This is a genomic window from Dactylosporangium thailandense, assembly GCF_059739745.1.
Window position 1 is genome coordinate 9,963,244 of sequence record NZ_AP029195.1, and the last position, 20,662, is coordinate 9,983,905.

The window sequence follows — 20,662 nt, forward strand, 5'->3', positions numbered from 1 at the left end:
GAAACTAGGGGAGGGTGTGCGGCTGATGCTGTGGAAGAAGCAGGCGTACGACGAGGAGCTGCGACTGCTCGCCGACGCCGACACGCTCGCGTTCGGCGGCGTCGGCATCGCCGGCACCCTCCTGCCCGCCACCAAGGCGTACTTCGCGGTCGAGGAGGGCCTGCGCCGGCACGCCGGCGAGCTGCGCCCGCGGCTCGAGGCGCTGCTCGACAAGGCCACCCCGGCCGGGCGGGTCTACGCCGCCGAGCTCCTGACGCACGCCGACGCGGCGGCCGGGCGCTCGGCCTGGCAGAAGCTCTCCGGCCAGCGCGGCGAGGTCAAGACGTTCACCGGCTGCATCATGGGCACCACGACGGTCGCGCGGTATGCCGAAGAGCGGCTGCGAGATTAGCGGCGCATCGATACGGTGATCCCCAGGAACGTTCCTGGGAGGGGAGCCAACCCGATGTCTTTCGCAGTGCCGGCCGGGCCACGCGTCCGGCCGTCCACCGTCAGCCTGGCGTCGACCCTGCTGTTCGCGGCGGCGGGGCTCGAAGTGATCCAGGTCGTACTCTCGCTCCTCTACGCCGGCAAGATCGCCGAGGGCACGAAGAAGGTCTACGAGAGCGCCGGCCTGAACACCAGCGCGACCACGACCACCGGCATCGGCTCATCGGTCGGCGTCATCTTCGGCTTCATCATCATCGTGATCCTGGTGCTGCTCGGCTACTTCGTGAGCCGCGGCAACCAGGTCGCCCGGGTGCTGACCTGGGTCGTCGGCGGCATCGCGCTGTGCTGCGGCATCCTCAACATCGGCACGACCCTGTTCGCGAAGACGTTCTGGGACACGGCCCGCAAGAACAGCCCGGAGCTGCCCACCTGGGACAAGTACCAGGAACTCGTCTACTCGGCGGTGCCCAGCTGGTATCAGCCGGTCACCACGGTGCTCAGCATCCTGATCGTCATCGCGGTCGCGCTACCGATCGTCCTGCTGGCCCTGCCCGCCTCGCACCCGTACTTCCGCAAGGAGCAGCCCCAGTGGGAGCCCCCGCCCGGCTACGGCGGTCCGGGGGGCTTCCCGCCACCCCCGCCCGGCCCCGGCGGTCCGGGTGGCTACCCGCCGCCTCCGCCCGGCTACGGGCCACCGAACGGCTGAGCGTGTGACAAGGGGACCGGGTTCGCCCGGTCCCCTTGTTCGTTACCCTGCCGCGATGCCCACCGCTCTCGTCACCGGGGCCTCGGCCGGCCTCGGGGCCGCCTTCGCCCGCGAGCTCGCCGCCCAGGGCCACGCGCTCGTGCTCGTCGCCCGCCGCGGCGAGCGGCTCGAGGCCCTAGCCGCAGAACTGCCCGGGCCGGTCGAGGTGCTGGTCGCCGACCTGGCCACCGCCGAGGGCGCCGACGCGGTCGCGGCCCGGCTGACCGACCCGGGGCGCCCGATCGACCTGCTCGTGAACAACGCCGGGCGGTCGCTCAACCGCTCCTTCCTGCGCTCCACGCCCGAGCTGGAGGAGGAGCTGCTGCGGCTCAACGTTCACGCGGTCATGCGCCTCACGCTGGCCGCCCTGCCCGGGATGGTCGAGCGGGGCCGGGGCGGCATCGTCAACGTCTCGTCGGCGTCGGGGTTCGCGGCGCTGATGCCGGGCTCGACGTATCCGGCGAGCAAGGCCTGGGTCACCAGCTTCAGCGAGTCGCAGGCGCTGCTCGTGCGGGGGACCGGGGTTCGGGTCATGGCGCTGTGCCCCGGCTACGTCCGCACCGAGTTCCACGAGGCGGCCGGCATCGACATGTCCCGGGCGCCGTCGTGGATCTGGCTGGACGCCGAGCGGGTGGTGCGGGCGGCCCTCACGGACCTGCGGCGGGGCCGGGCGGTCAGCGTGCCTGGCCGGAGGTACAAGATCGCGGTGGCGTTCATGCGCTACGCACCCCGCGGGTTCCTTCAGCGCGCGGCGGTGCTCGGGAGGGGACGCATCGGGCATGAGGAGCATTAACCCCCATCCTGGCACCGGTGACCGTCGATGTGTGCATCTCTGCAAGCATTGAGTTTGCTGTGTATCGAACATGATTGTGGTCACGTACGAACGGCTGATGGGCCGATTAGCAGCGCTCCCATGGGCATCCGGTTGGCCAGGGACGGTACGTTCGGTTGTTTGCGCAGGTCAGAGGTGCCCATCGAGCATTGCAACGATCTAATGAGAGCAAGATTCGGATTCATCTCAAGGGCATCGGTGCATCGTTATCCCCTGTCACCGGTACCTCTCGCGTCACTCGTGGTGATCGCTGCGATCACCTTCGTATTCACCCTTGTCCCCTTGACGGCCATTAATTTCGCCGAGAGTGCGGGTCATCGATTCACCGCGCAGCTTTAGCGCGTACGCTTCGGACATGACCGACCGTGACGACCTGCTGAAACTCGTACGCGACCTAGCCGTGGTCGAAGGACGGGTCACGCTGTCGTCCGGACAAGTTGCCGACTGGTACGTGGACCTTCGTCGTTTGACGCTGCACCATGCTGGTGCACCGTTGGTCGGCCGGGTGCTCCTCGATCTCGTCGACGACTGGGAGTTCGATGCCGTGGGAGGGCTGACCCTCGGCGCGGACCCGGTGGCCACCGCGATGCTGCATGCGGCGGCTGCTCGCGGAGGACGTCCGCTTGATGCGTTCGTCGTCCGTAAGAGTGACAAGGCTCATGGTCTGCAGCGTCGGGTCGAGGGGCCCGACGTCGCCGGCCGGCGCGTCCTCGCGGTCGAGGACACCTCCACTACAGGTGGAAGTGTGCTCACTGCGGTCGACGCGTTGCGAGAGGCGGGCGCCGATGTGGTCGGTTGCGCCGTTATCGTCGACAGAGGCGCGGAAAAGGCGGTTCGCGCCGCGGGGCTGAGCTATCGCTCAGCGTTTTCGTTGGCCGAACTCGGCCGACAGGGCTGAAAAATTGTCGATTCGGACCTGCGCATATGCAGGCGGGTCGATGGTGTTGGTGGAAGGATGGAATACGTGGGAACTGCGCTGGCTGAGATGACCCTGCCCCAGATCTCGCCGCTTGCCGGCGAGCCAATTGACCGCGCCGATGCCGAGCGTTTGGCCGGCGTCCTGAAGGCGCTTGCCGACCCGGCCCGACTCCGGCTGCTGAGCCTGATCCAGTCGGCTCCCGACGGCGAGGCGTGTGTGTGTGACCTGACGGCTCCGCTCGGGCTCTCGCAGCCGACTGTGAGCCACCACCTGCGAATCCTGACCGAGGCCGGTCTGCTGGAGCGCGAGAAGCGGGGTGTGTGGGCGTTCTACCGCCTCGTGCCCTCCGCCATCGGCACCATCGCCGACCTTCTGACGCCGCCGCGTAAGCGCGCGACCAAGAAGGCGCCTCGCTAGCAGTGTCGGGTAGCGCCTCTGGGCACTACCCGGCCGGGGACCTTCGCGACCAGCTCGCCCATCTCGGGCGTGCGGTCGTGCAGGCCGGACTCGTCGTGGGCTCGGGTGGCAATCTCTCCGCCCGGGCACCAGGCACGGACGAATGCTGGGCAACCGCGGCCGGAACCTGGCTCGACCGGCTCGACCGCGGTTCATTCGTTCGGATCCGAATCAGCGACGGCGCGACCCTTGACAACTCGGGGGTCGCGCCGTCTTCGGAGCTCGGGCTCCATTTGGCCACCTATCGCGTCCGGCCGGACGTCAACGCGGTCGTGCACCTGCACCCGCAGAGTGTCCTGCTGCTCGATGCGATCGCCGAGCCGATCCGGCTGGTCACGACCGACCACGCTTTCTATCTGCGGCGGGTGGCGACTACGCCGTTCGTGCCGCCGGGCCGGCCCGAGGTCGGGAAGCTGGCGGCCGAGGCGTGCGCGGACGGGACCAACTGTGTGGTGCTGTCGCGCCATGGGTGCTCCGTTGTCGCGGACTCTGTCGAGCTGGCGCACAAGCGCGCGCTGTACCTCGAGGAGGCGGCGCGGCTGACGTACAGCGCACTGACGCTTCGCGTGGCGCCGAGGTCGTTGCCGACCGACTGGCTGGACGATCCCGCGGCCACTGCCTGATCTTTTGAGCCGGTCGGGCTGACCCTTCGCGCGCCCATTGCGACCGATGCCGCGCGGGCGGTGGCGTGTGACTCTTCGTCGGGGCCGTCGGGCCGGTCAGGCCGTGCTCTGCCGGTTGCGCCGCGCGGGGGCGTTGGACTTCCGTGTGGTTGGGCTGCTGGTCGGCGGCGATTCTGGCCGCTGGGCCGGCTCGCGGCCCGGATGTCTTCACGAATCGCGGTCTCGGCGTGCTCGTTGCGGGCCGCAGGACGGCGCGGCCGGCTGGTGATCGCGGTGTTGGCGGTGCTGGACTTCCGCGAGCCTCAAGATCCGGACGGTCGGGCCGGTCAGGCCTCGTTCTGCCGGTTGCGCCGCGCGGAGGCGTTGGACTTCCGTGTGGTTGGGCTGCTGGTCGGCGGCCGCTGGGCCGGCCCGGGACCCGGATGTCTTCACGAATCGCGGTCTCGGCGTGCCCGCTGCGGGCCAGCACACGCCGTAGGATGGCGCGGCCGGCTGGTGATCGCGGTGTCGGCGGCCGAGGCCGCGCTGGACTTCCGCGCGGTTGGACGGGCAGTTGGCGCTGAACCTGGCCGCCACGCCGGCCCCGCGCCCCGGACGCCTTCACGAGCCGCGGCCAGCGCGCCCGCCGCAGCCTCAACGCACCCGGCGCGGCCGAAGCGCACCCGCCGCGGCCTCAGCGCACCCGCCGCGAGTCGAAGCACCCCCGCGCCTCAGCGTGGCCGGCTGGCGTGCGCGGCAACGAGCCGATGCTCGCCGCCTGTCGCTCGCCCAAGGACCGCCACCGCAAGGGCCAGCGCGGCTCGAACTCGAAGTCCGGAACGAGCCGGGCGAACCTGAGGCTGGAACTGCCCACCGACTCGACTCCGGCGTCCGACGCGAGCAGCTCGAGGCGATCGCGGCGACGGCGGGCCGGCGCAGAGGCAGAAGCAGGACCAGGAGCAGGACCAGGAGCAGGAGCAGGAGCAGGAGCAGGAGCAGGAGCAGGAGCAGGAGCAGGAGCAGTTGGATCAGGACCCGGAGAAGACCGGCAACGTCTTCCTCCAGGCCCTGATCCGAACGTCCTGACGCAGAGAGTCGTGGGTCCAGAGGGTGCCGTACCGATCAATTACACCCTAACACATTGAGTGAAATCGAATTACTCAACGTGATTTCGATGTAACTAATCGCGCACGCGGTGGTTGCCCGGGCGGTCCGTCGGCGGCACGGCCGGGAAGACCTCCGTAGGCGCGTTCGCCGGGTCGGCGGCGAGGTGGGCCGTCTTGGTCCCATTGCCCCGCTTGCGCTCGCGCCAGCCGCGGAAGATCTCGATGAAGATCGGCAGCGCCGAGATCAGCACGATCAGGACCACGGCCGGGAGGAGGTACTTGTCGATCTGGCCGTCCGGGATCACGTCGCGGATCTGCTTGGCCAGCGCCCAGCCCGCCAGGATGATGCCGTCGGTCCACAGGATGCCGCCGACCACGTTCCAGATGAAGAACTGGCGTGCCGGCATGCCCACGACGCCCGCGACCGGGTTGAGGAAGGTGCGCACGATCGGAATGAAGCGGGCGAGCACGACCGCCTTCGCGGGGCCGAACTTCGCGAAGTAGTGCTCGGCCTTCTCGACGTACTCCCGCTTGAAGATCCGTGAGTTGGGCCGGTCGAACATCTTCCGGCCGTAGCGGGCGCCGAGGTAGTGGCCGAGCTGGGCGCCCGCGATCGCGCAGATCGGGGCGCCGATGAGTAGCTGGGTGAGGCTCATGTGGGTGCCGACCAGCTCGCTGGCCACCGGCGATGCGGCGACGCCCGCCAGGAACAGCAGCGAGTCGCCGGGGAAGAAGAAGCCGACCAGCAGCCCGGTCTCGACGAACATGATGAGCCAGACGCCGATCACGCCGAACGTGCTCAGCAGCCCCTTCGCGTCGAGAGGGTTGAGGGAGAGCAGGTCGCCCAGGGCGCGCGTCTTTTCTTCCACGGGTCACCAGGGTACGTGAGCGTCCTTGCAAGGCTAAGCTCGGAGTATGGCGGTGGTCACGACCGCGCATTGGCACCGGCTCGATGACGGTCGGGTGCAGTGCGATGTCTGTCCCCGCAATTGCCGTTTGCACGAGGGCCAGCGCGGCTTCTGCTTCGTCCGGCAGCGCGAGGGCGACGAGATCGTGCTCACGACCTACGGCAAGTCCTCGGGATTCTGCGTGGACCCGATCGAGAAGAAGCCGCTGAACCACTTCCTGCCGGGCACGCCGGTGCTGTCCTTCGGCACGGCGGGCTGCAACCTCGGCTGCCGGTTCTGCCAGAACTGGGACATCTCCAAGAGCCGCGAGGTGGACACGCTCGGCTCGGCCGCCGGCCCGGAGCAGCTCGCCGCCGAGGCCGAGCGTCTGGGCTGCCGCTCGATCGCGTTCACCTACAACGACCCGGTGATCTTCATGGAGTACGCCATGGATGTCGCCGACGCGTGCCGCGAGCGCGGGATCAAATCGGTCGCGGTCTCGGCCGGATACATGAACCCGGCCCCGCGGGAGGAGTTCTACCGGCACATCGACGCGGCGAACATCGACCTCAAGGCGTTCAGCGAGCAGTTCTACTCCAAGATCACGTTCGCGCGGCTCGACAAGGTGCTGGAGACGCTGGAGTACCTGCGCACGACCGACGTCTGGTTCGAGGTGACCACGCTGCTCATCCCGGGCCGCAACGACGGCGACGAGGAGCTGCGCAAGCAGTGCGACTGGCTGCTGGAGCACCTGGGGCCGGACGTGCCGCTGCACTTCTCCGCGTTCCACCCCGACTTCAAGATGCGTGACGTGCCCGCGACCCCGCCCGAGACCCTGCGCCGGGCGCGGCGGATCGCGCTGGAGACGGGGCTGCGGTTCGTGTACACCGGCAACATCCACGACCCCGAGGGCCAGACGACCCGCTGCCCGGGCTGTGGGGCGGCCGCGGTCGTGCGCGACTGGTACGACCTGGTCGCGTACGCGCTCACCGACGACGGGCGCTGCACCGCGTGCGGGTTCGCGGTGCCGGGCGTGTTCGAGGGGCCGGCCGGGGGCTGGGGACGCCGCCGGTTGCCGGTGGCCATCGGATGAGGCCGCCCGCCGTGGCCGGCAGCTTCTACCCGGCCGACCCGAGGGAGCTGCACGCCACGGTGGAAGAGCTTTTGGCAGCTGTACCGCCTGAGCAGGACGAATCCCGCGCCTACATCGTCCCGCACGCCGGTTACCGGTGGTCGGGTCCGACGGCGGCGCACGTGTACCGCCGGCTCGAGGGGCGCACGGCCGAGCGCATCGTCCTCCTCGGCCCCGCGCACCGGGTGCCGCTGCGAGGGGCCGCGGTGCCGACGCTCGCCGAGTGGTCGACGCCGCTGGGTGCTGTGACGCTCGACACACGGGGTGCCGACAAGCTCGTCGCGGCCGGGCTGGCTCGGGCGGACGACGCACCGCACGCGCCCGAGCACTCACTGGAGGTACAACTCCCGTTTCTGCAGTTGCTCGGGCTCTCGAAGGTGCTGCCGATATGCGTGGGGCTCGCCGAGGCGGACGCGGTCGCGGAGCTGCTGGCCGCCGTCGACGAGCCCGGATCGATCGTGCTGTGCAGCACCGATCTTTCGCACTTCCTGCCACAGGAGCAGGCCCGGGCGGCCGACGCGCGGACCATCGACGCCGTTGCGCGGCTCGAACCCGGGGACATCGGCGAGCGGGACGCCTGCGGGCGGTACGCGCTGCGCGGTCTGCTGGCGTGGGCCCGAGGCCGCGGATCGACGGTTCGCGAGCTGCACCGGGCCACGTCGGGCGACGAGGGCGGCCCCCCGGACCGGGTGGTCGGCTACCTTGCGGCCTCGCTGAACTGATGACGCTGGGTAGTCATATCTGGCACACCGACGTCATAACGGTCGATTCCGTTGCGTCCGAATCGGCTAAAAGACCCTGACCGATCGGCCGACCTCTGAAGTTGTGCTCCACGACCGTCTTCCGGATGGAGGCGCCGGTGTTCGGCGCCGGAACTGGAGAACGGGGCATGTCTGCCACGACGACGGCCGGCCCGGCGGCCGGCACCGGCTGGGTGCCGATGACGAGCGAGCAGCGGGAGCAGTTCGACACGGACGGTTACCTCGTGCTGAAGGGCGTGCTGAGCCCGGACGAGGTGCGTCACTACGCGTCGGTGCTCGATGTCGCGCACGCCACGCACCCGCGCGCGGCGGACGGCTCGCTGCACCTGCTCAGTGCCGTCACGAGCTGCCCGGAGCTGGCCGGCCTCATCGATCACCCGGCGACGCTCCCGCTGGTCTGGTCGATCCTCGGCTGGAACGTGCACATCTACCACTCGCACCTCGACGTGCACCCGACCGTCCCGGCGGCGAAGCCGGACTGGTGGCACTGGCACCAGGACGGCGGGCGGCAGAACCGTGAGCTGGAGACCGACCCGCGGCCGCGGCTGTCGGTGAAGCTCGCGTACTGGCTCTCGGACGTCTCCGAGGAGGGACGCGGCAACCTGACGCTCATCCCCGGCAGCCACACCACCAACTGGCTGCCCGGCCCGCCGAAGCGCGACGTGCCGTGGCCGGCGCCGCCGGGCGCGATCCAGGTCAAGGTCGACGCGGGCGACGTGGTCTTCTTCGACCGCCGGATCTGGCACGCCCGCTCGGACAACCACTCCGAGATCACCCGGCGCTGCGTCTTCCTCGGCTACACGTACCGCTGGATCGCCATCCGCGACGAGATCGCCGACCTGCCCAGCAAGCCGTGGTGGAACCGGCTGAACCCGGTCCAGCAGCAACTCCTCGGCGGGGTGGGTGTCGGCGACGGCGACCACCACTGGGGCCACTACCCCGAGTCGACGCCGCTCTACACCGCCCTGCGCGACCGAGGGCTGCTCGACCCGAGCTACCCCCCGCTGATCCCCTAGTGCAATGTTCGCCCGTCCTCGATGCGTCATAGGGTCGGGGACGGGCGAAGGGGTCGGGTTGACGTTCGAGGAGTTCGTCGAGGCGCGGCTGCAGGCGCTGGTGCGCTACGCCGTCATGCTGACCGGCGATCCGCACACGGCGCAGGACCTCGTGCAGGAGACGATGATCCGCGCGCAGCTCAAGTGGCGGCGGATCGCGGCGGCCGACATGCCCGAGCGCTACGTGAAGCGCATGATCACGAATGCGTACGTCGACCTGCACCGCGGCTCCTGGCTGCGCCGGGTCGCGCTGCGCGGCGTCGAGGTCGACACCGGCGTGCCGGAGCCCGACCACGCCGACGGGCACGCCGAGCGCGACCAGATGTGGCTGTGGCTCGGGCGGCTGCCCCGCCAGCAGCGCGCCGCGCTCGTCCTGCGCTACTACGAGGGGCTCACCGACGGCGAGATCGCCGAGGTGATGCGCTGCCCGGTCGGCACCGTGCGCTCGTGGATCTCCCGGGCGCTCGCGACCCTGCGCACCAGCGTCGCGCCCACGGTCACCGTGGACGGGGGTGCGAAGCCGTGATGGACGACCTGCTGCGCGAGACCTTCGCCCGCCACGAGGAGCTGGTCCCGGCCGCGTCGCCCGACCTGGGCGAGTCGATCGTGACCGGGGCCCGGCGGCTGCGCGCGCTGCGGCGCTGGGTCTTCTCCGGCCTGACCTTCCTGTGCTCCCTCGCGCTGCTGCTGGTGCCGATCGTGGCCCGGCCCCACGCGGCGCCGCCCGCCGCGCCCGAGCCCGGCCAGCCGGTGAACCTGCTGATCGTCGGCATCGACCGGGGCACCGGCACGCCGGTGCGCGTCAAGGCCAACGCCATCGTGCTGCTGCACGTGAACCCGGCCGCGCGCACCGCCTACGAGGTCGTGATCCCCCGCGATCTCCTGCTCGACCTGCCCGGCATCGGCCCGCAGCGCGCCGACGGGGCCTACCTGGTCGGCGGGTACGAGCTCGCGGCCGAGGCGGTCGCCGGCATGACCGGGCTGACGCTCGATGGCGGCGCGGTCGTCGACATCGCCGGACTCGAGGCGGTCACCCGGGCCGCGGGCGGCGTCGACCTCTGCGCGCCCGTATGCCGGCACTACGATCCGGGCGAGGCGGGCGACTACCTGCGCCGATCGCTGGCGTCGGGCGATGATCGGGTGCTGCATCAGTACCTGACCGGGCTCGCGAAGGCCGCCGCCGACCCGACCAGGGTGCCCGGCCTGCTCGCCGCGGCCGGAGGCGCGCTCGAACTGCACCTCGGCACCGCGTCGCTGCCGTCGCTGGCCGCACGGATGGCAGGCGTGGACCCGTCGGCGATCTCGGCGGTCCGGCTGCCGGTGGTCTCGTCCAACGGCGTCCCGGAGCCCCTGCCGGGGGGCGACGGGCTCTACGAGGCCATGCGCAACGGAAGGGTCGGCGCCTGGTTGACGGCGCACCCCCAGTTCACACTGGGCTAGCGGCCGTCGCTAGTACTCGTCGTTGAGGTCGACCTCGCGGTCCTGCTCGATGGCGTCGTACTCGTTCGCCTCCCACGGCCGCGCGTGGGGTGTGTACGGCCGGTCCAGCGGATTGGCCGGCTGGGCCTGCTCGGCCGCATCCTCGGGCGACGACTCCGGGTCGCGCACGTCCGGGTCGAGACGGTCCTCGATGGTCAGCAGTTCCTCGTCTGGCTGGGTCATCGCCGGGCTCCCTGTCGCTCGCTGCGGTAGCTCGCTTCCGTCCTTGGCCGTTCTCCACCGTACGACTGTTGCGCCCCCTTTGCCCGGTCGCCCCCGTATTTCCCGGTCAGGTCACCCGGCTACGAGCGATGCTCGGGACTGCGAGATACTCCGTGGCAGGACAGAGCGGTCCGCGTGGAGCTCGCGTCGATCGGCTCCAAACCGCACGATCCAAACAGTCAAGGAGCGCCGTCATGCCCATCGCCTCGTCCGATGTCTACGCCGAGATGCTCGACCGCGCCAAGGCCGGCGCGTTCGCCTACCCGGCGATCAACGTCTCCTCGTCGCAGACGCTCAACGCGGCGATCCGCGGTTTCGCCGAGGCCGAGAGCGACGGCATCATCCAGGTCTCGACCGGTGGCGCGGAGTACATCTCCGGTCCGACCGTGAAGGACATGATCACGGGGTCGGTCGCGCTGGCGGCGTTCGCGCACGAGGTCGCGAAGAAGTACTCGGTGAACATCGCGCTGCACACCGACCACTGCCCGAAGGACAAGCTGGACAAGTTCGTCCGCCCGCTGCTGGACATCTCCGCCGAGCGCGTCGCCAAGGGCGAGGAGCCGCTGTTCCAGTCGCACATGTGGGACGGCTCCGCGGTGCCGCTGGGCGAGAACCTCGACATCGCCGAGGAGCTGCTGGCCAAGACGGCCGCGGCCAAGGTCGTCCTCGAGATCGAGGTCGGCGTGGTGGGCGGCGAGGAGGACGGCGTCGTCGGCGCGATCGACGAGAAGCTGTACACCACCGTCGAGGACGGCCTGGCCATGGTCGAGAAGCTCGGCCTGGGCGAGAAGGGCCGCTACATGGCCGCCCTGACCTTCGGCAACGTGCACGGCGTCTACAAGCCGGGCAACGTCAAGCTGCGCCCCGAGATCCTCAAGACGATCCAGGACGCCGTCGCCGCGAAGTACGGCAAGGACAAGCCGCTCTCGCTGGTCTTCCACGGCGGCTCGGGCTCGCTGCTCTCGGAGATCCGCGAGGCCCTCGACTACGGCGTGGTCAAGATGAACATCGACACCGACACGCAGTACGCGTTCACCCGTCCGGTCGCCGCGCACATGTTCACCAACTACGACGGTGTGCTGAAGGTCGACGGCGAGGTCGGCAACAAGAAGGCGTACGACCCGCGCGCCTGGGGCAAGGCCGGCGAGGCCGGGCTGGCCGCCCGCGTCGTCGAGGCCTGCGAGCACCTGCGCTCGACGGGCACCACGCTCTCCAAGTAGGGCTCCGCGAGCAAGCAACGACAACGGCCCGGCTGGATCGCTCCAGCCGGGCCGTTTCGCGTTCGGCCATCGACTACTCGTTGAGGAAGTTGAAGTAGCCGCCCGCGGTGACCGGGCCCTTGACCGGGTTGGCGTTGTCGGTCAGGTCCGCGATCGTGACCGGGCAGCTGCCGGCGTAGACGTTGGTGCCGAGGCCGTCGGCGTCGTTGGTGACGTCGGGGGTGGTGACGGTGATCTGCGTGCCGGCCGTGTTGACCGCGGTGACCGCGGCCGGCTTGTTGCAGAAGTAGACGCCCCAGGTCGCCGAGCCGCCCTGGTAGTCGGCGAGGGTCTTGGAGACCAGCGTGCTCGTGGTCAGGACGGTGCTGGTCGCGCCCTTCGCGCGGCCCGAGGAGACGCTCAGCGAGGTGACGGTCGGCACCGCGATGATGTTCGCGCCGGTGTCGGAGACCGCGAACGTCTTGCTGACGCCGCCCTGGCTGATGGCCAGGCTCGCGTCGGTCGTCGTCAGGCCGGCCGGCGACTTGAACGTCAGGTAGTTGCCGGCCGCCGGCGCGGACGCGGTGTTGGCCGGGATCAGCGTGCCCGAGGCGTCGTAGACCTTGATCTCGGTCGCGGGCTTGCCCCCGAAGGTCACGGCGAGCCCGGCCGACGTGCGCGGGTCGAACGCGTAGGCCGAGTCGGCCTTCACGCGCACGGTCTGCCCGCCGGCGGTCACGAACCGCCGGGTCTGCGCGGTGGGGTCGAGCAGGGCGCTGTTGTCGTTGATGACCGGCTTGTCGGCCAGCGCCGCGATGGCCGGCGGCGTGATGAAGAACAGGCCGTTGGCCTTGCTCAGCGTATTGCCGCCGGCGAACAGGATGTCGATGCCGTCGCCGCCGGTGGCGGTGGTCGCGGGGCAGCCGCCGGACGGCGTCTTGACCGCGAGGGTGGTCGCGCTGGTGACGATGTAGGTCGGGATGTTCTGGCAGCTCGCGTCGGTGCCGAGGTTCACGCCGGTGATCAGCGCCTCGGACAGGGTCTGGCCGGTGACGGTGAGCAGGAGCACCTGCTTGGCGGTGCCCGCGGCCAGCTTGCCGGTCGATGGCGTGGTGATCGCGATGGTGCCGGTCAGTGTGGCGCCGTACGCCACGTGCGGCAGACCACCGACGATCACGGCGCTTGCGGCGGCGGCGGTGACACCGAGGGAGACGGCGCGCTTTCGCCAGAATCGTTGCTGCGGCATGGGGTCTGGGTCCTCTCTGAAACCACTATCTGACCCAACGTAACAGCCGCATTACTTTGCGTAATGGCGAATCGCGCTCACTTAGGTGGTCAGAATTTCCGCCGCCTCGGCCACGTCGTCGGTGATGTGCAGCAGGTGGCGCAGGTCGCCGACCGGAGAGGTGGCGAGCAGCGGCTCGAGCAGGCCGCGGACCGGCAGACGCTCGGTCCAGTGCGCCACGTCGAGGAAGACGAAGGGGCCGCTGGCGCCGTCGCTGGCGTAGAAGGTCTTGGTCGCGGCCTGGAAGACCTCCTGGACCGTGCCCGCCATGCCCGGCGCGAAGACGATGCCGCCGCGGGACAGGCGCAGGATGGTGTCCTCGCGGATGGCGTTGGAGAAGTACTTCGCGATCTTCGCGGCGAACAGGTTGGCCGGCTCGTGGCCGTAGAGCCAGGTCGGGATGGCCAGACCGCCGCGGCGGGCCCAGGTGACGGGGTCGACGGCGGCCTGGTCGGCCGGCTCGGACGAGTCGGGCGTCGGCGGGACCGGGCGCCCGTAGCGCTCGCGGATTCGCAGGGCGACGGCGGTGTACGGCTGATGGTCATGGAAATCGGGCGACCCCGCGAGCTCGTCGATCGCCGCGGTCACGGTCTCGAGCGGGTGCTCGGCCAGGAACGCGCCGAGGTTGGCCGCCTCCATGACGCCGGGGCCGCCGCCGGTCACCACCAGGCGGTCGGCGCGCGCGAGGCGCCACGCGAGCTCGGCGGCGTTGCGGTACTCCACCGCGCCCCGAAGCGCCGCGTGCCCGCCCATGATGCCGATGGCCGCGGCCGGGCCCCGCGCGGCGATCCAGCCGGCGGTGACGTTGGCCAGCGCGTTGTCGACGCCCGAGTCGTGCATCCGCTGGGCGACCGCCTCGCGGATCTCCGGCGTCGCCCCGCCCGTGGCGCGGAAGTGCCGGTACACCACCGTGTCGAACATCCCGTCGAAGCCGTCGGAGGCGAAGCCGGCCGCGAGGTCCTCGGGCACGTAGAGCTGGGAGGGGTGCGTCGGATACGGGATGCCGGCGAACTCGGGCACCACGACGGCCCGGCGCAGCAGCAGGTCCACGACGGTGTCGAGCGCGGCGAAGTGGCAGCCGATGAACAGCGAGTCCGCGACGTCGATGCGGGCCAGGTCGACGGCGGAGAGGTCGAGACCCTGGACGATCTTGCCGGCGATGGTGCCCTGGCGCAGGTGGAACTGCAGCTCCTCGATTGACTCGATTTCATCCGGGGAGTGATCGTGCAGCGCGACGACGTCGGGCGGTGGCGGGGTGGGCACGCCCATATCCTGCCAAACCCCCGCAAAGAGCGATGGCCCGATCCGGGAAGGAGCGGGCCATCGCGAACCGGGTCCTGGGGAGGCTCCGGACTTCCAGTTGTAGTCCGTCCCCGCTCACCGCCACACCCTCCGTGCGCGTCACGCGGGCTCAACCGTTCAGTCAGGCCTTCTCTGGTGTAATTGCGGCATGCAGAACCTCCTGCCCGAGCCCGCGCCCACCCTGCTGCCCGCCGAGCCGCACGTCGCCGCACAGCTGGCCGAGTCTGACTCCGAGGAGACCGCCAAGGCGGTCGCCGCGCAGCACCCGGCCTACAGCGCCGCCTGGGCGCGCCTGGCCGAGCTGGCCCTCGCGGCCGGCGAGCCGGTGACGGCCTACGCGTATGCGCGCACCGGGTACCACCGCGGCCTCGACCAGCTGCGCCGCAACGGGTGGCGCGGGGCCGGGCCGGTGCCGTGGGCGCACGAGCCGAACCAGGGCTTCCTGCGGGCGCTGCACGCGCTCGGCCAGGCGGCCGGGGCGATCGGCGAGACGGAGGAGGCCGAGCGCTGCGCGACGTTCCTGCGCGACAGCGACCCGGCCGCCGTGGCCGCCCTCAGCTAGGGCCTGTTTCACAACTGGGGTGGGAGCGAGGCGGAGTCCAGATTTCGCGACGCCAAGGCTGGCCCGGCGCGCTGCGCCAGGTCGGCCCAGCCAAGGCGCTGCGTGTGCCCCGCGGAGGCCTGGCTACCGGTGTTGTAACCCGGCCTTCGCGGGGTGCGCGCAGGCGGAATCTGGGCCCGCCGCAGCCCCGCCTCAGTTGTGAAACAGGCCCTAGGTCAGAGACCCTCGGACACGGCCGCGGCGACCTTGAGCCAGGCGTCGCGGCTCGCGTTCGTCAGGCCCGGGTAGCGGATCGGCTCGCCCGAGTCGATGAACTTCTCGTAGGGCACGATCAGCACGGTGCGCGTGCGCGCCGCGAAGTGCTGTGTGATCGCGGGCACGTGGACGTGCTTGCGGCTCGGCGGCATCGACACGACCGTCACCGCCTGGCGCACGAGCCGCTGCCGCCCGTGCTGCTCGAGGTGGTCGAGCATCCGCGAGGCGGTCTCGGCCGAGTCGTTGCGGGCCGACATCGTGACGACGAGCTGGTCGGTCGCGTCGATCGCGGCCTGCCAGTTCTCGGCGCGCACGTTGTTGCCGGTGTCCACGACGATCAGCTTGTAGAACCGGCTGACGACGTCGCGGATCTCCCCGAACGCGTTGGCGGTGAGCATCTCGCCCGCCGTCGCCGACTCGTCGGACGCGAGCACGTCGAACATGCCCTCGCCCTGGGCCCGCACGTATTGCGACAGGTCTCCGATGCGGCCCTGCGAGCCGTGGAAGTTCTTCAGGTCGTGCATGAGGTCGCGGACCGTGCGGTGGTGGAAGTCCTGCTGGGCGCGCATGCCCAGGGTGCCCTGGGTCTCGTTGTTGTCCCAGGCCAGCACGTAGCCGCCGCGCTTCTGCCCGAACGTCATCGCGAGCAGCAGCACGGCCACGGTCTTGCCGGCGCCGCCCTTGGGGTTGACGACGGTGACCTGGCGCAGGCCACCGAAGTTGCGGCGGACCATCTCGACTTCCTGGCGGTACTCGATCTCGCGCCGGCCGGGAGCCACGGAGACGAGGCCCATGGTGCCCTTGGCGAGCGCGCCGCGCACGCCGCGGGACGCGACCGGGTCGGCGGGCTTGGCCTGGCGGCGGCGGGCGAACTCCTCGGCCGTCGGGGTCTTGCCGTCGTGCCAGTTCTCCTGGGGCAGGGGCGGGAGCGGGGGCACGTTCGGGTTCGGGGCGTGACCGATCGGCGCTCCGTAAGGAGGCGGCGGCATCTGCCCGGGCGGCATCTGCCCGGGCGGCATCTGCCCGGGCGGCATCTGCCCGGGCGGCATCTGCCCGGGCGGCATCTGCCCAGGCGGCACCTGGCCGGGCGGAGGACCCATCGGCGGCGGACCCTGGTGCGGCGGCGGTGGCATGGGAGGTGCGGCCGGCGGCGGGCCGTTCATCGGCCAAGGACCGGGAGGCGGCAGCGGAGGTCCAGGCGGCGGGGGCATCGGCGGGGGGCCGTAGACGTTGGGCGGCGGGCCCGGAGGCGGGCCTGGAGGAGCCGTGAAGGGGCCGGGCGCCGGAGGAGCGGGCGGCGGCGTCGGAACGTCAGCAACCGGGGGAGCCGGAGGAGCAGCAGGGGGAGCTGGAGGCGCGGGAGGAGGAGCGGGAGGAGCCGAGACGGGCGGGGCCGGAGGGCTCGAGACGGGGCCGGGAGCGCCCGCGATGTGGGACGGAGGGCCCGAGACGGGCGGGCGCGGGGCCTGGAAGGGGCCGCCCACCGGAATGCCGCCCGAAACCGGTATGCCGTTGCCGCCGCTCACCGGAATGCCGCCGCCCGGCGTGGACACGGGCTCGCCGCCCGCGGGAGTGTGGGTCACCGGGCGGCCGTGCTGCAGCCCGCCCTCGTCCTCGTCCGCCGGCTTCGGGCCGCCCGGCGGTGGCGGCGGCCACGCCAGCGGGTCGACCGCGCCGGGCGGCTGCGACCAGGGCGATCCGCCATGGTCGGACCCGGCGGCGCCCCCGCCCGATGCCGGGCGTTCACCCCGCCGTCCGTCGATGTTCTCGTCCGGCGGCCAGACCATGTCGTTCACGCTCGAATCCCTCCCCGCGGTGCACTACCACCGTATGCGACGAGGTCGAACTGCGACACATGTGAGAGATCGAGCGGGCAGAGATGGCCCTATGGGACGTACACGCCCCAGGCGCCGCGCTCCATCCACCACGATCGCTTCCGGGTGAGGGTGCCCTCGACGCCGTCGTCGACGAACGGCAGGTCCGCGCGGGGGTGGATGGCCACCGCGCGGCCGTGGGCGCGGCGGACCTGGATCTCCATGCGGGACCGGCGGAACAGCCGGCGCGAGGCCACCGGGACCGCGACGGCCACGTCGAGCACGCCGTCGTCCATGGCGGGCGCGGTGACCAGCGGCAGGCCGTCGACGGTGGCGTACCGCGCCGCGTTCGCGACCACGGACACGAGCACGGGCTCGGTCCCGTCGGCGAGGACGGCGTCGTCGACCTCGACGCGGGCCAGGTAGGTGCCCGCCGTCCCGCCCGCGGTGACCCCGCCGAGCAGGGCGCCGTCGAGCGTGACCGAGCCGCCGTCGTTGCGCAGCAGGTCGAGCCGGCGCACGTTGCCGCCCAGCACCGCGGCGGCCACGTCGGCCGGCGAGCGGGGCAGGCCCAGCCGCGTGGCCAGGTCGGTCGCGTCCGGGCCGAGGGGCAGCACGCCGATCGGCGGGAGGTCGGGGATGGTCCGGTCGCCCGGCAGGTCGTCCGGGCGCTTGCTGGGCGCCGGGGCGTACATCCGCACCAGCCGGCGGATGACGGCCCGCAGCTGGCCGTCGGCGGCACTGGCGACGATCACGCGCGCCTCGGGCAGCGCGGCGAGGGCCGCGTCGATCTCCTTGTCGTCGTGGGCCACGACCGTCCGGACCTCGGCACTTGCCGTGCGCAGGGCGTCGCGGCAGGCAAGAATGGGAGTACGGGTGCCGCACGCGCCGCCTTCGCAGCCGCACTGCGAGTCTTCGCCGAGCGCTAGCAGCACGATGTCGACCACCGTTGTCAGCCTGCCTTTCCGAAGGTTGTTAGCCTGGCACCCCGGGCGAACGCGGGTCGCCCGACCTTGGAGGGCGAGCAGACATGCCAGCGATCGTGCTCATCGGCGCACAGTGGGGCGACGAGGGCAAGGGCAAGGTTACCGACATGATTGGCGGCGGCGTCGACTACGTCGTGCGCTACTCCGGCGGCAATAACGCGGGTCACACGGTCGTGACGCCGGACGGGCAGAAGTTCGCCCTGCATCTCATGCCGTCCGGCGCGCTCTGGCCCAACGCGGCCATCGTGATCGGCAACGGGGTCGTGGTCGACCCCAAGGTGCTGCTCACGGAGATCGACGGGTTGGCCGAGCGCGGGGTCGACGTGTCCCGCCTGATGATCTCGGGTGACGCACACCTCATCATGCCGCACCACCGGGCCCTGGACCGGGTGGTGGAGCGCTACCTCGGCTCGTCCCGGATCGGCACTACCGGCCGCGGCATCGGGCCGGCCTACGGCGACAAGGTCGCGCGCATGGGCATCCGCGTGCAGGACCTGCTCGACCCGGGCATCCTGCGCAAGAAGCTCGAGATCGTGCTGCGCGAGCGCAACCAGGTGCTGTTCAAGGTCTACAACCGCAAAGAGATCGACGTCGACGCGGTGGTGGAGGAGTACCTCACCTACGCCGAGCGCATGCGGCCCTACATCACCGACACCCGGCAGGTGCTCTGGAAGGGCCTGGAGCAGGGCCGCACGGTGCTGCTCGAGGGCGCCCAGGCCACCATGCTCGACATGGACCACGGCACCTACCCGTTCGTGACGTCGTCCAACCCGACCGCGGGCGGGGCGTGCGTGGGCGCGGGCATCCCGCCGACCGCCATCACGCAGGTCATCGGGGTGACGAAGGCCTACACCACGCGGGTGGGATCCGGGCCGTTCCCGACCGAGCTGTTCGACGAGAACGGCGTGCACCTGCGCAAGGTCGGCCGGGAGTACGGCACGACGACCGGTCGCGAACGGCGCACCGGCTGGTATGACGCGGTCGTCGCGAAGTACTCCACCCGGCTCAACGGCATCACCGACCTGGTCGTGACCAAGCTCGACGTGCTCTCGGGCCTCGAGAAGGTCCCGATCTGCGTGGCGTACGAGGTGGACGGCAAGCGCACCGACGACATGCCGATGACGCAGACGGAGTTCCACCACGCCACCCCGGTCTACGAGGAGCTGCCGGGCTGGTGGGAGGACATCTCCCAGGCCCGCTCGTTCGAGGACCTCCCGGCCAACGCCCGCGCCTACATCGAGCGCATCGAGGAGCTCGCCGGCACGCGGGTGTCCATCGTCGGGGTGGGTCCGGGCCGGGACGAAAACGTGGTGCGGCACCCGCTGATCTAGTCTGTCCGGGTGCGCGTACTCCTCATCGGAACGGGCGGCCGCGAGCACGCGCTCGCCGCCGCCCTGGCCGCCGACCCGGCCGTGACCGCCCTCATCTGCGCCCCCGGAAGCCCGGGCATGGCCGCACTGGGGGAGCTGGCCGCGGTCGACCCGCTGGACCCCGGCGCCGTGGCCGCGCTCGCCGTCGAGTCGGGCGCGGACCTCGTCGTCGTCGGACCGGAGGCGCCGCTGGTGGCCGGGGTCGCCGACGCGGTGCGGGCCAAGGGCATCGCCTGCTTCGGCCCGTCGCAGGCGGCGGCCCAGCTGGAGGGGTCGAAGGCGTTCGCCAAGGACGTCATGCGCGCCGCGGGCGTGCCCACCGCCCGCTCGTTCGTCTGCACCACGCCGGACGAGCTCGCCGCGGCGCTGGAGGAGTTCGGGCCGCCGTATGTGGTCAAGGACGACGGGCTCGCCGCGGGCAAGGGCGTCGTCGTCACCGAGGACGTCGCCGTGGCGCTCGCGCACGGGGCGGCCTGCGAGCGGGTGGTCGTCGAGGAGTACCTCGCGGGGCCAGAGGTGTCGCTGTTCGTGGTGACCGACGGGGTGGCGGCCGTACCGCTGCAGCCCGCCCAGGACTTCAAGCGCATCTTCGACGGCGACGAGGGCCCCAACACCGGAGGCATGGGCGCCTACACGCCGCTGCCGTGGGCCCCGCCGGACCTCGTCGAGCAGGTCATGGCGAGCGTGGTCCAGCCGACCCTCGCCGAGATGCGCAAGCGGGACGCGCCGTTCAGCGGCACGCTGTACGTCGGGCTGGCCCTCACCGCCGACGGCCCGAAGGTCATCGAGTTCAACTGCCGCTTCGGCGACCCGGAGACCCAGGCCGTGCTGGCCCGGCTGGAGACCCCGCTCGCCGGGGTGCTGCACGCCGCCGCGGTCGGCCGCCTCGCCGAGGACCCGCCGCTGGCCTGGCGCTCGGGCGCGGCCGTGTGCGTGGTCATGGCGAGCGCGGGCTACCCGGAGTCGGCCCACAAGGGCGACGTGATCACCGGCGCCGACGGCGTGCCCGGGGTGCTGCACTCCGGTACCGCCCGGCGTGCGGACGGCGCGCTGGTCACCGCCGGCGGCCGAGTGCTCGCCTGCACGGCGCTGGGCGAGACGCTGGCCGAGGCGCGCGAGGCCGCCTACGCGATCGTGCGCGGGATCTCCTTCGACGGCGCGCAGTTCCGCACCGACATCGCCCTCGCCGCGGCGGAGGGAAGAATCGCCCTGCCGTAGGCAACCCGGGCCGTCGCTGCCGCCGTTTCCCCCACGTACCCACACG

General features: G+C 71.3%; 22 protein-coding genes. 15 read left to right on the forward strand and 7 right to left on the reverse strand.

The window, feature by feature from the left end; genetic code table 11:
* Nucleotides 1-25: 25 nt before the first annotated feature.
* The 3 genes from AC6JBM_RS44285 to AC6JBM_RS44295 are packed head-to-tail and all read left to right on the forward strand — an operon-like array spanning nucleotide 26 to nucleotide 1,967.
* Nucleotides 26-391: a hypothetical protein gene (locus AC6JBM_RS44285; protein WP_497979692.1), complete on the forward strand. Its 366-nt coding sequence runs from the start codon at nucleotides 26-28 to the stop codon at nucleotides 389-391.
* A gap of 54 nt (nucleotides 392-445) precedes the next feature.
* Complete coding sequence (locus AC6JBM_RS44290; protein WP_497979693.1) at nucleotides 446-1,135, forward strand: hypothetical protein; 690 nt, start codon at nucleotides 446-448, stop codon at nucleotides 1,133-1,135.
* A gap of 55 nt (nucleotides 1,136-1,190) precedes the next feature.
* Nucleotides 1,191-1,967 (forward strand): SDR family NAD(P)-dependent oxidoreductase, encoded by a 777-nt coding sequence (locus AC6JBM_RS44295; protein ID WP_497979694.1) that lies wholly within the window; start codon nucleotides 1,191-1,193, stop codon nucleotides 1,965-1,967.
* A 273-nt stretch (nucleotides 1,968-2,240) separates the two neighbouring features.
* Here AC6JBM_RS44295 and AC6JBM_RS44300 read toward each other — a convergent pair whose 3' ends face one another.
* Nucleotides 2,241-2,363, reverse strand: coding sequence for a hypothetical protein (locus AC6JBM_RS44300; protein WP_350613954.1), 123 nt, complete (start codon nucleotides 2,361-2,363; stop codon nucleotides 2,241-2,243).
* Here AC6JBM_RS44300 and pyrE point away from each other — a divergent pair.
* Genes pyrE through AC6JBM_RS44315 form a run of 3 tightly spaced genes read left to right on the forward strand, consistent with a single transcriptional unit; the run spans nucleotide 2,362 to nucleotide 4,004 of the window.
* Nucleotides 2,362-2,904 (forward strand): orotate phosphoribosyltransferase, encoded by a 543-nt coding sequence (gene pyrE, locus AC6JBM_RS44305; RefSeq protein WP_497979695.1) that lies wholly within the window; start codon nucleotides 2,362-2,364, stop codon nucleotides 2,902-2,904. The two genes, AC6JBM_RS44300 and pyrE, sit on opposite strands and share 2 nt — an antisense overlap.
* Before the next feature lie 57 nt (nucleotides 2,905-2,961).
* The gene (locus AC6JBM_RS44310; protein WP_033359976.1) at nucleotides 2,962-3,342 is read left to right on the forward strand and encodes an ArsR/SmtB family transcription factor; all 381 of its coding nucleotides are present in this window, start codon (nucleotides 2,962-2,964) and stop codon (nucleotides 3,340-3,342) included.
* Nucleotides 3,343-3,344: 2 nt separating this feature from the next.
* Nucleotides 3,345-4,004, forward strand: coding sequence for a class II aldolase/adducin family protein (locus AC6JBM_RS44315; protein WP_497979696.1), 660 nt, complete (start codon nucleotides 3,345-3,347; stop codon nucleotides 4,002-4,004).
* A gap of 1,159 nt (nucleotides 4,005-5,163) precedes the next feature.
* On the opposite strand, the gene AC6JBM_RS44320 is transcribed toward AC6JBM_RS44315, so the two are convergent.
* Nucleotides 5,164-5,958: a DedA family protein gene (locus tag AC6JBM_RS44320; protein WP_497979697.1), complete on the reverse strand. Its 795-nt coding sequence runs from the start codon at nucleotides 5,956-5,958 to the stop codon at nucleotides 5,164-5,166.
* 46 nt (nucleotides 5,959-6,004) lie between these two features.
* Here AC6JBM_RS44320 and amrS point away from each other — a divergent pair, with 46 nt between their 5' ends.
* The 5 genes from amrS (at nucleotide 6,005) to AC6JBM_RS44345 (ending at nucleotide 10,364) form a co-directional block, all read left to right on the forward strand.
* Nucleotides 6,005-7,069, forward strand: a complete 1,065-nt coding sequence (gene amrS / locus AC6JBM_RS44325; RefSeq protein WP_497979698.1) for an AmmeMemoRadiSam system radical SAM enzyme — start codon at nucleotides 6,005-6,007, stop codon at nucleotides 7,067-7,069.
* Complete coding sequence (gene amrB, locus AC6JBM_RS44330; RefSeq protein WP_497979699.1) at nucleotides 7,066-7,830, forward strand: AmmeMemoRadiSam system protein B; 765 nt, start codon at nucleotides 7,066-7,068, stop codon at nucleotides 7,828-7,830. Before amrS ends, amrB begins: the two co-directional genes overlap by 4 nt.
* 167 nt (nucleotides 7,831-7,997) lie before the next feature.
* On the forward strand, nucleotides 7,998-8,885 hold the full coding sequence (locus AC6JBM_RS44335) for a phytanoyl-CoA dioxygenase family protein (RefSeq protein WP_497979700.1): 888 nt from the start codon (nucleotides 7,998-8,000) through the stop codon (nucleotides 8,883-8,885).
* Between the two features lie 58 nt (nucleotides 8,886-8,943).
* Nucleotides 8,944-9,450: a SigE family RNA polymerase sigma factor gene (locus tag AC6JBM_RS44340; RefSeq protein WP_497979701.1), complete on the forward strand. Its 507-nt coding sequence runs from the start codon at nucleotides 8,944-8,946 to the stop codon at nucleotides 9,448-9,450.
* Nucleotides 9,450-10,364 carry an LCP family protein gene (locus tag AC6JBM_RS44345; protein WP_497986681.1) on the forward strand — a complete coding sequence of 305 codons (915 nt, stop codon included), beginning with the start codon at nucleotides 9,450-9,452 and terminating at the stop codon, nucleotides 10,362-10,364. The genes AC6JBM_RS44340 and AC6JBM_RS44345 overlap by 1 nt, the downstream gene beginning before the upstream one ends.
* 9 nt (nucleotides 10,365-10,373) lie before the next feature.
* Here the strand turns inward: AC6JBM_RS44345 and AC6JBM_RS44350 are convergent, their stop codons facing one another.
* On the reverse strand, nucleotides 10,374-10,586 hold the full coding sequence (locus tag AC6JBM_RS44350; RefSeq protein ID WP_350613941.1) for a hypothetical protein: 213 nt from the start codon (nucleotides 10,584-10,586) through the stop codon (nucleotides 10,374-10,376).
* 233 nt (nucleotides 10,587-10,819) lie between these two features.
* Between AC6JBM_RS44350 and fbaA the strand changes: the two genes are divergently transcribed.
* On the forward strand, nucleotides 10,820-11,845 hold the full coding sequence (fbaA, locus tag AC6JBM_RS44355; RefSeq protein ID WP_433081740.1) for a class II fructose-bisphosphate aldolase: 1,026 nt from the start codon (nucleotides 10,820-10,822) through the stop codon (nucleotides 11,843-11,845).
* A 73-nt stretch (nucleotides 11,846-11,918) separates the two neighbouring features.
* On the opposite strand, the gene AC6JBM_RS44360 is transcribed toward fbaA, so the two are convergent.
* Nucleotides 11,919-13,070, reverse strand: a complete 1,152-nt coding sequence (locus AC6JBM_RS44360; protein WP_497979702.1) for a hypothetical protein — start codon at nucleotides 13,068-13,070, stop codon at nucleotides 11,919-11,921.
* Nucleotides 13,071-13,151: 81 nt separating this feature from the next.
* Nucleotides 13,152-14,378, reverse strand: a complete 1,227-nt coding sequence (locus AC6JBM_RS44365) for an LOG family protein (protein ID WP_497979703.1) — start codon at nucleotides 14,376-14,378, stop codon at nucleotides 13,152-13,154.
* 181 nt (nucleotides 14,379-14,559) lie between these two features.
* Between AC6JBM_RS44365 and AC6JBM_RS44370 the strand changes: the two genes are divergently transcribed.
* Complete coding sequence (locus tag AC6JBM_RS44370) at nucleotides 14,560-14,973, forward strand: DUF3151 domain-containing protein (RefSeq protein ID WP_497979704.1); 414 nt, start codon at nucleotides 14,560-14,562, stop codon at nucleotides 14,971-14,973.
* 215 nt (nucleotides 14,974-15,188) lie between these two features.
* On the opposite strand, the gene AC6JBM_RS44375 is transcribed toward AC6JBM_RS44370, so the two are convergent.
* Entirely contained in the window at nucleotides 15,189-16,811 is a 1,623-nt protein-coding gene (locus tag AC6JBM_RS44375) for a MinD/ParA family ATP-binding protein (RefSeq protein ID WP_497986682.1), read from the reverse strand.
* A 302-nt stretch (nucleotides 16,812-17,113) separates the two neighbouring features.
* On the reverse strand, nucleotides 17,114-17,989 hold the full coding sequence (locus tag AC6JBM_RS44380; protein ID WP_497979705.1) for a diacylglycerol kinase family protein: 876 nt from the start codon (nucleotides 17,987-17,989) through the stop codon (nucleotides 17,114-17,116).
* An 83-nt stretch (nucleotides 17,990-18,072) separates the two neighbouring features.
* On the opposite strand from AC6JBM_RS44380, the gene AC6JBM_RS44385 reads away from it, so the two are divergent.
* Together AC6JBM_RS44385 and purD are read left to right on the forward strand one after the other, a co-directional pair.
* Nucleotides 18,073-19,359: an adenylosuccinate synthase gene (locus AC6JBM_RS44385; RefSeq protein ID WP_350613933.1), complete on the forward strand. Its 1,287-nt coding sequence runs from the start codon at nucleotides 18,073-18,075 to the stop codon at nucleotides 19,357-19,359.
* Between the two features lie 9 nt (nucleotides 19,360-19,368).
* Entirely contained in the window at nucleotides 19,369-20,616 is a 1,248-nt protein-coding gene (purD, locus tag AC6JBM_RS44390) for a phosphoribosylamine--glycine ligase (RefSeq protein ID WP_497979706.1), read from the forward strand.
* Nucleotides 20,617-20,662: the final 46 nt, after the last annotated feature.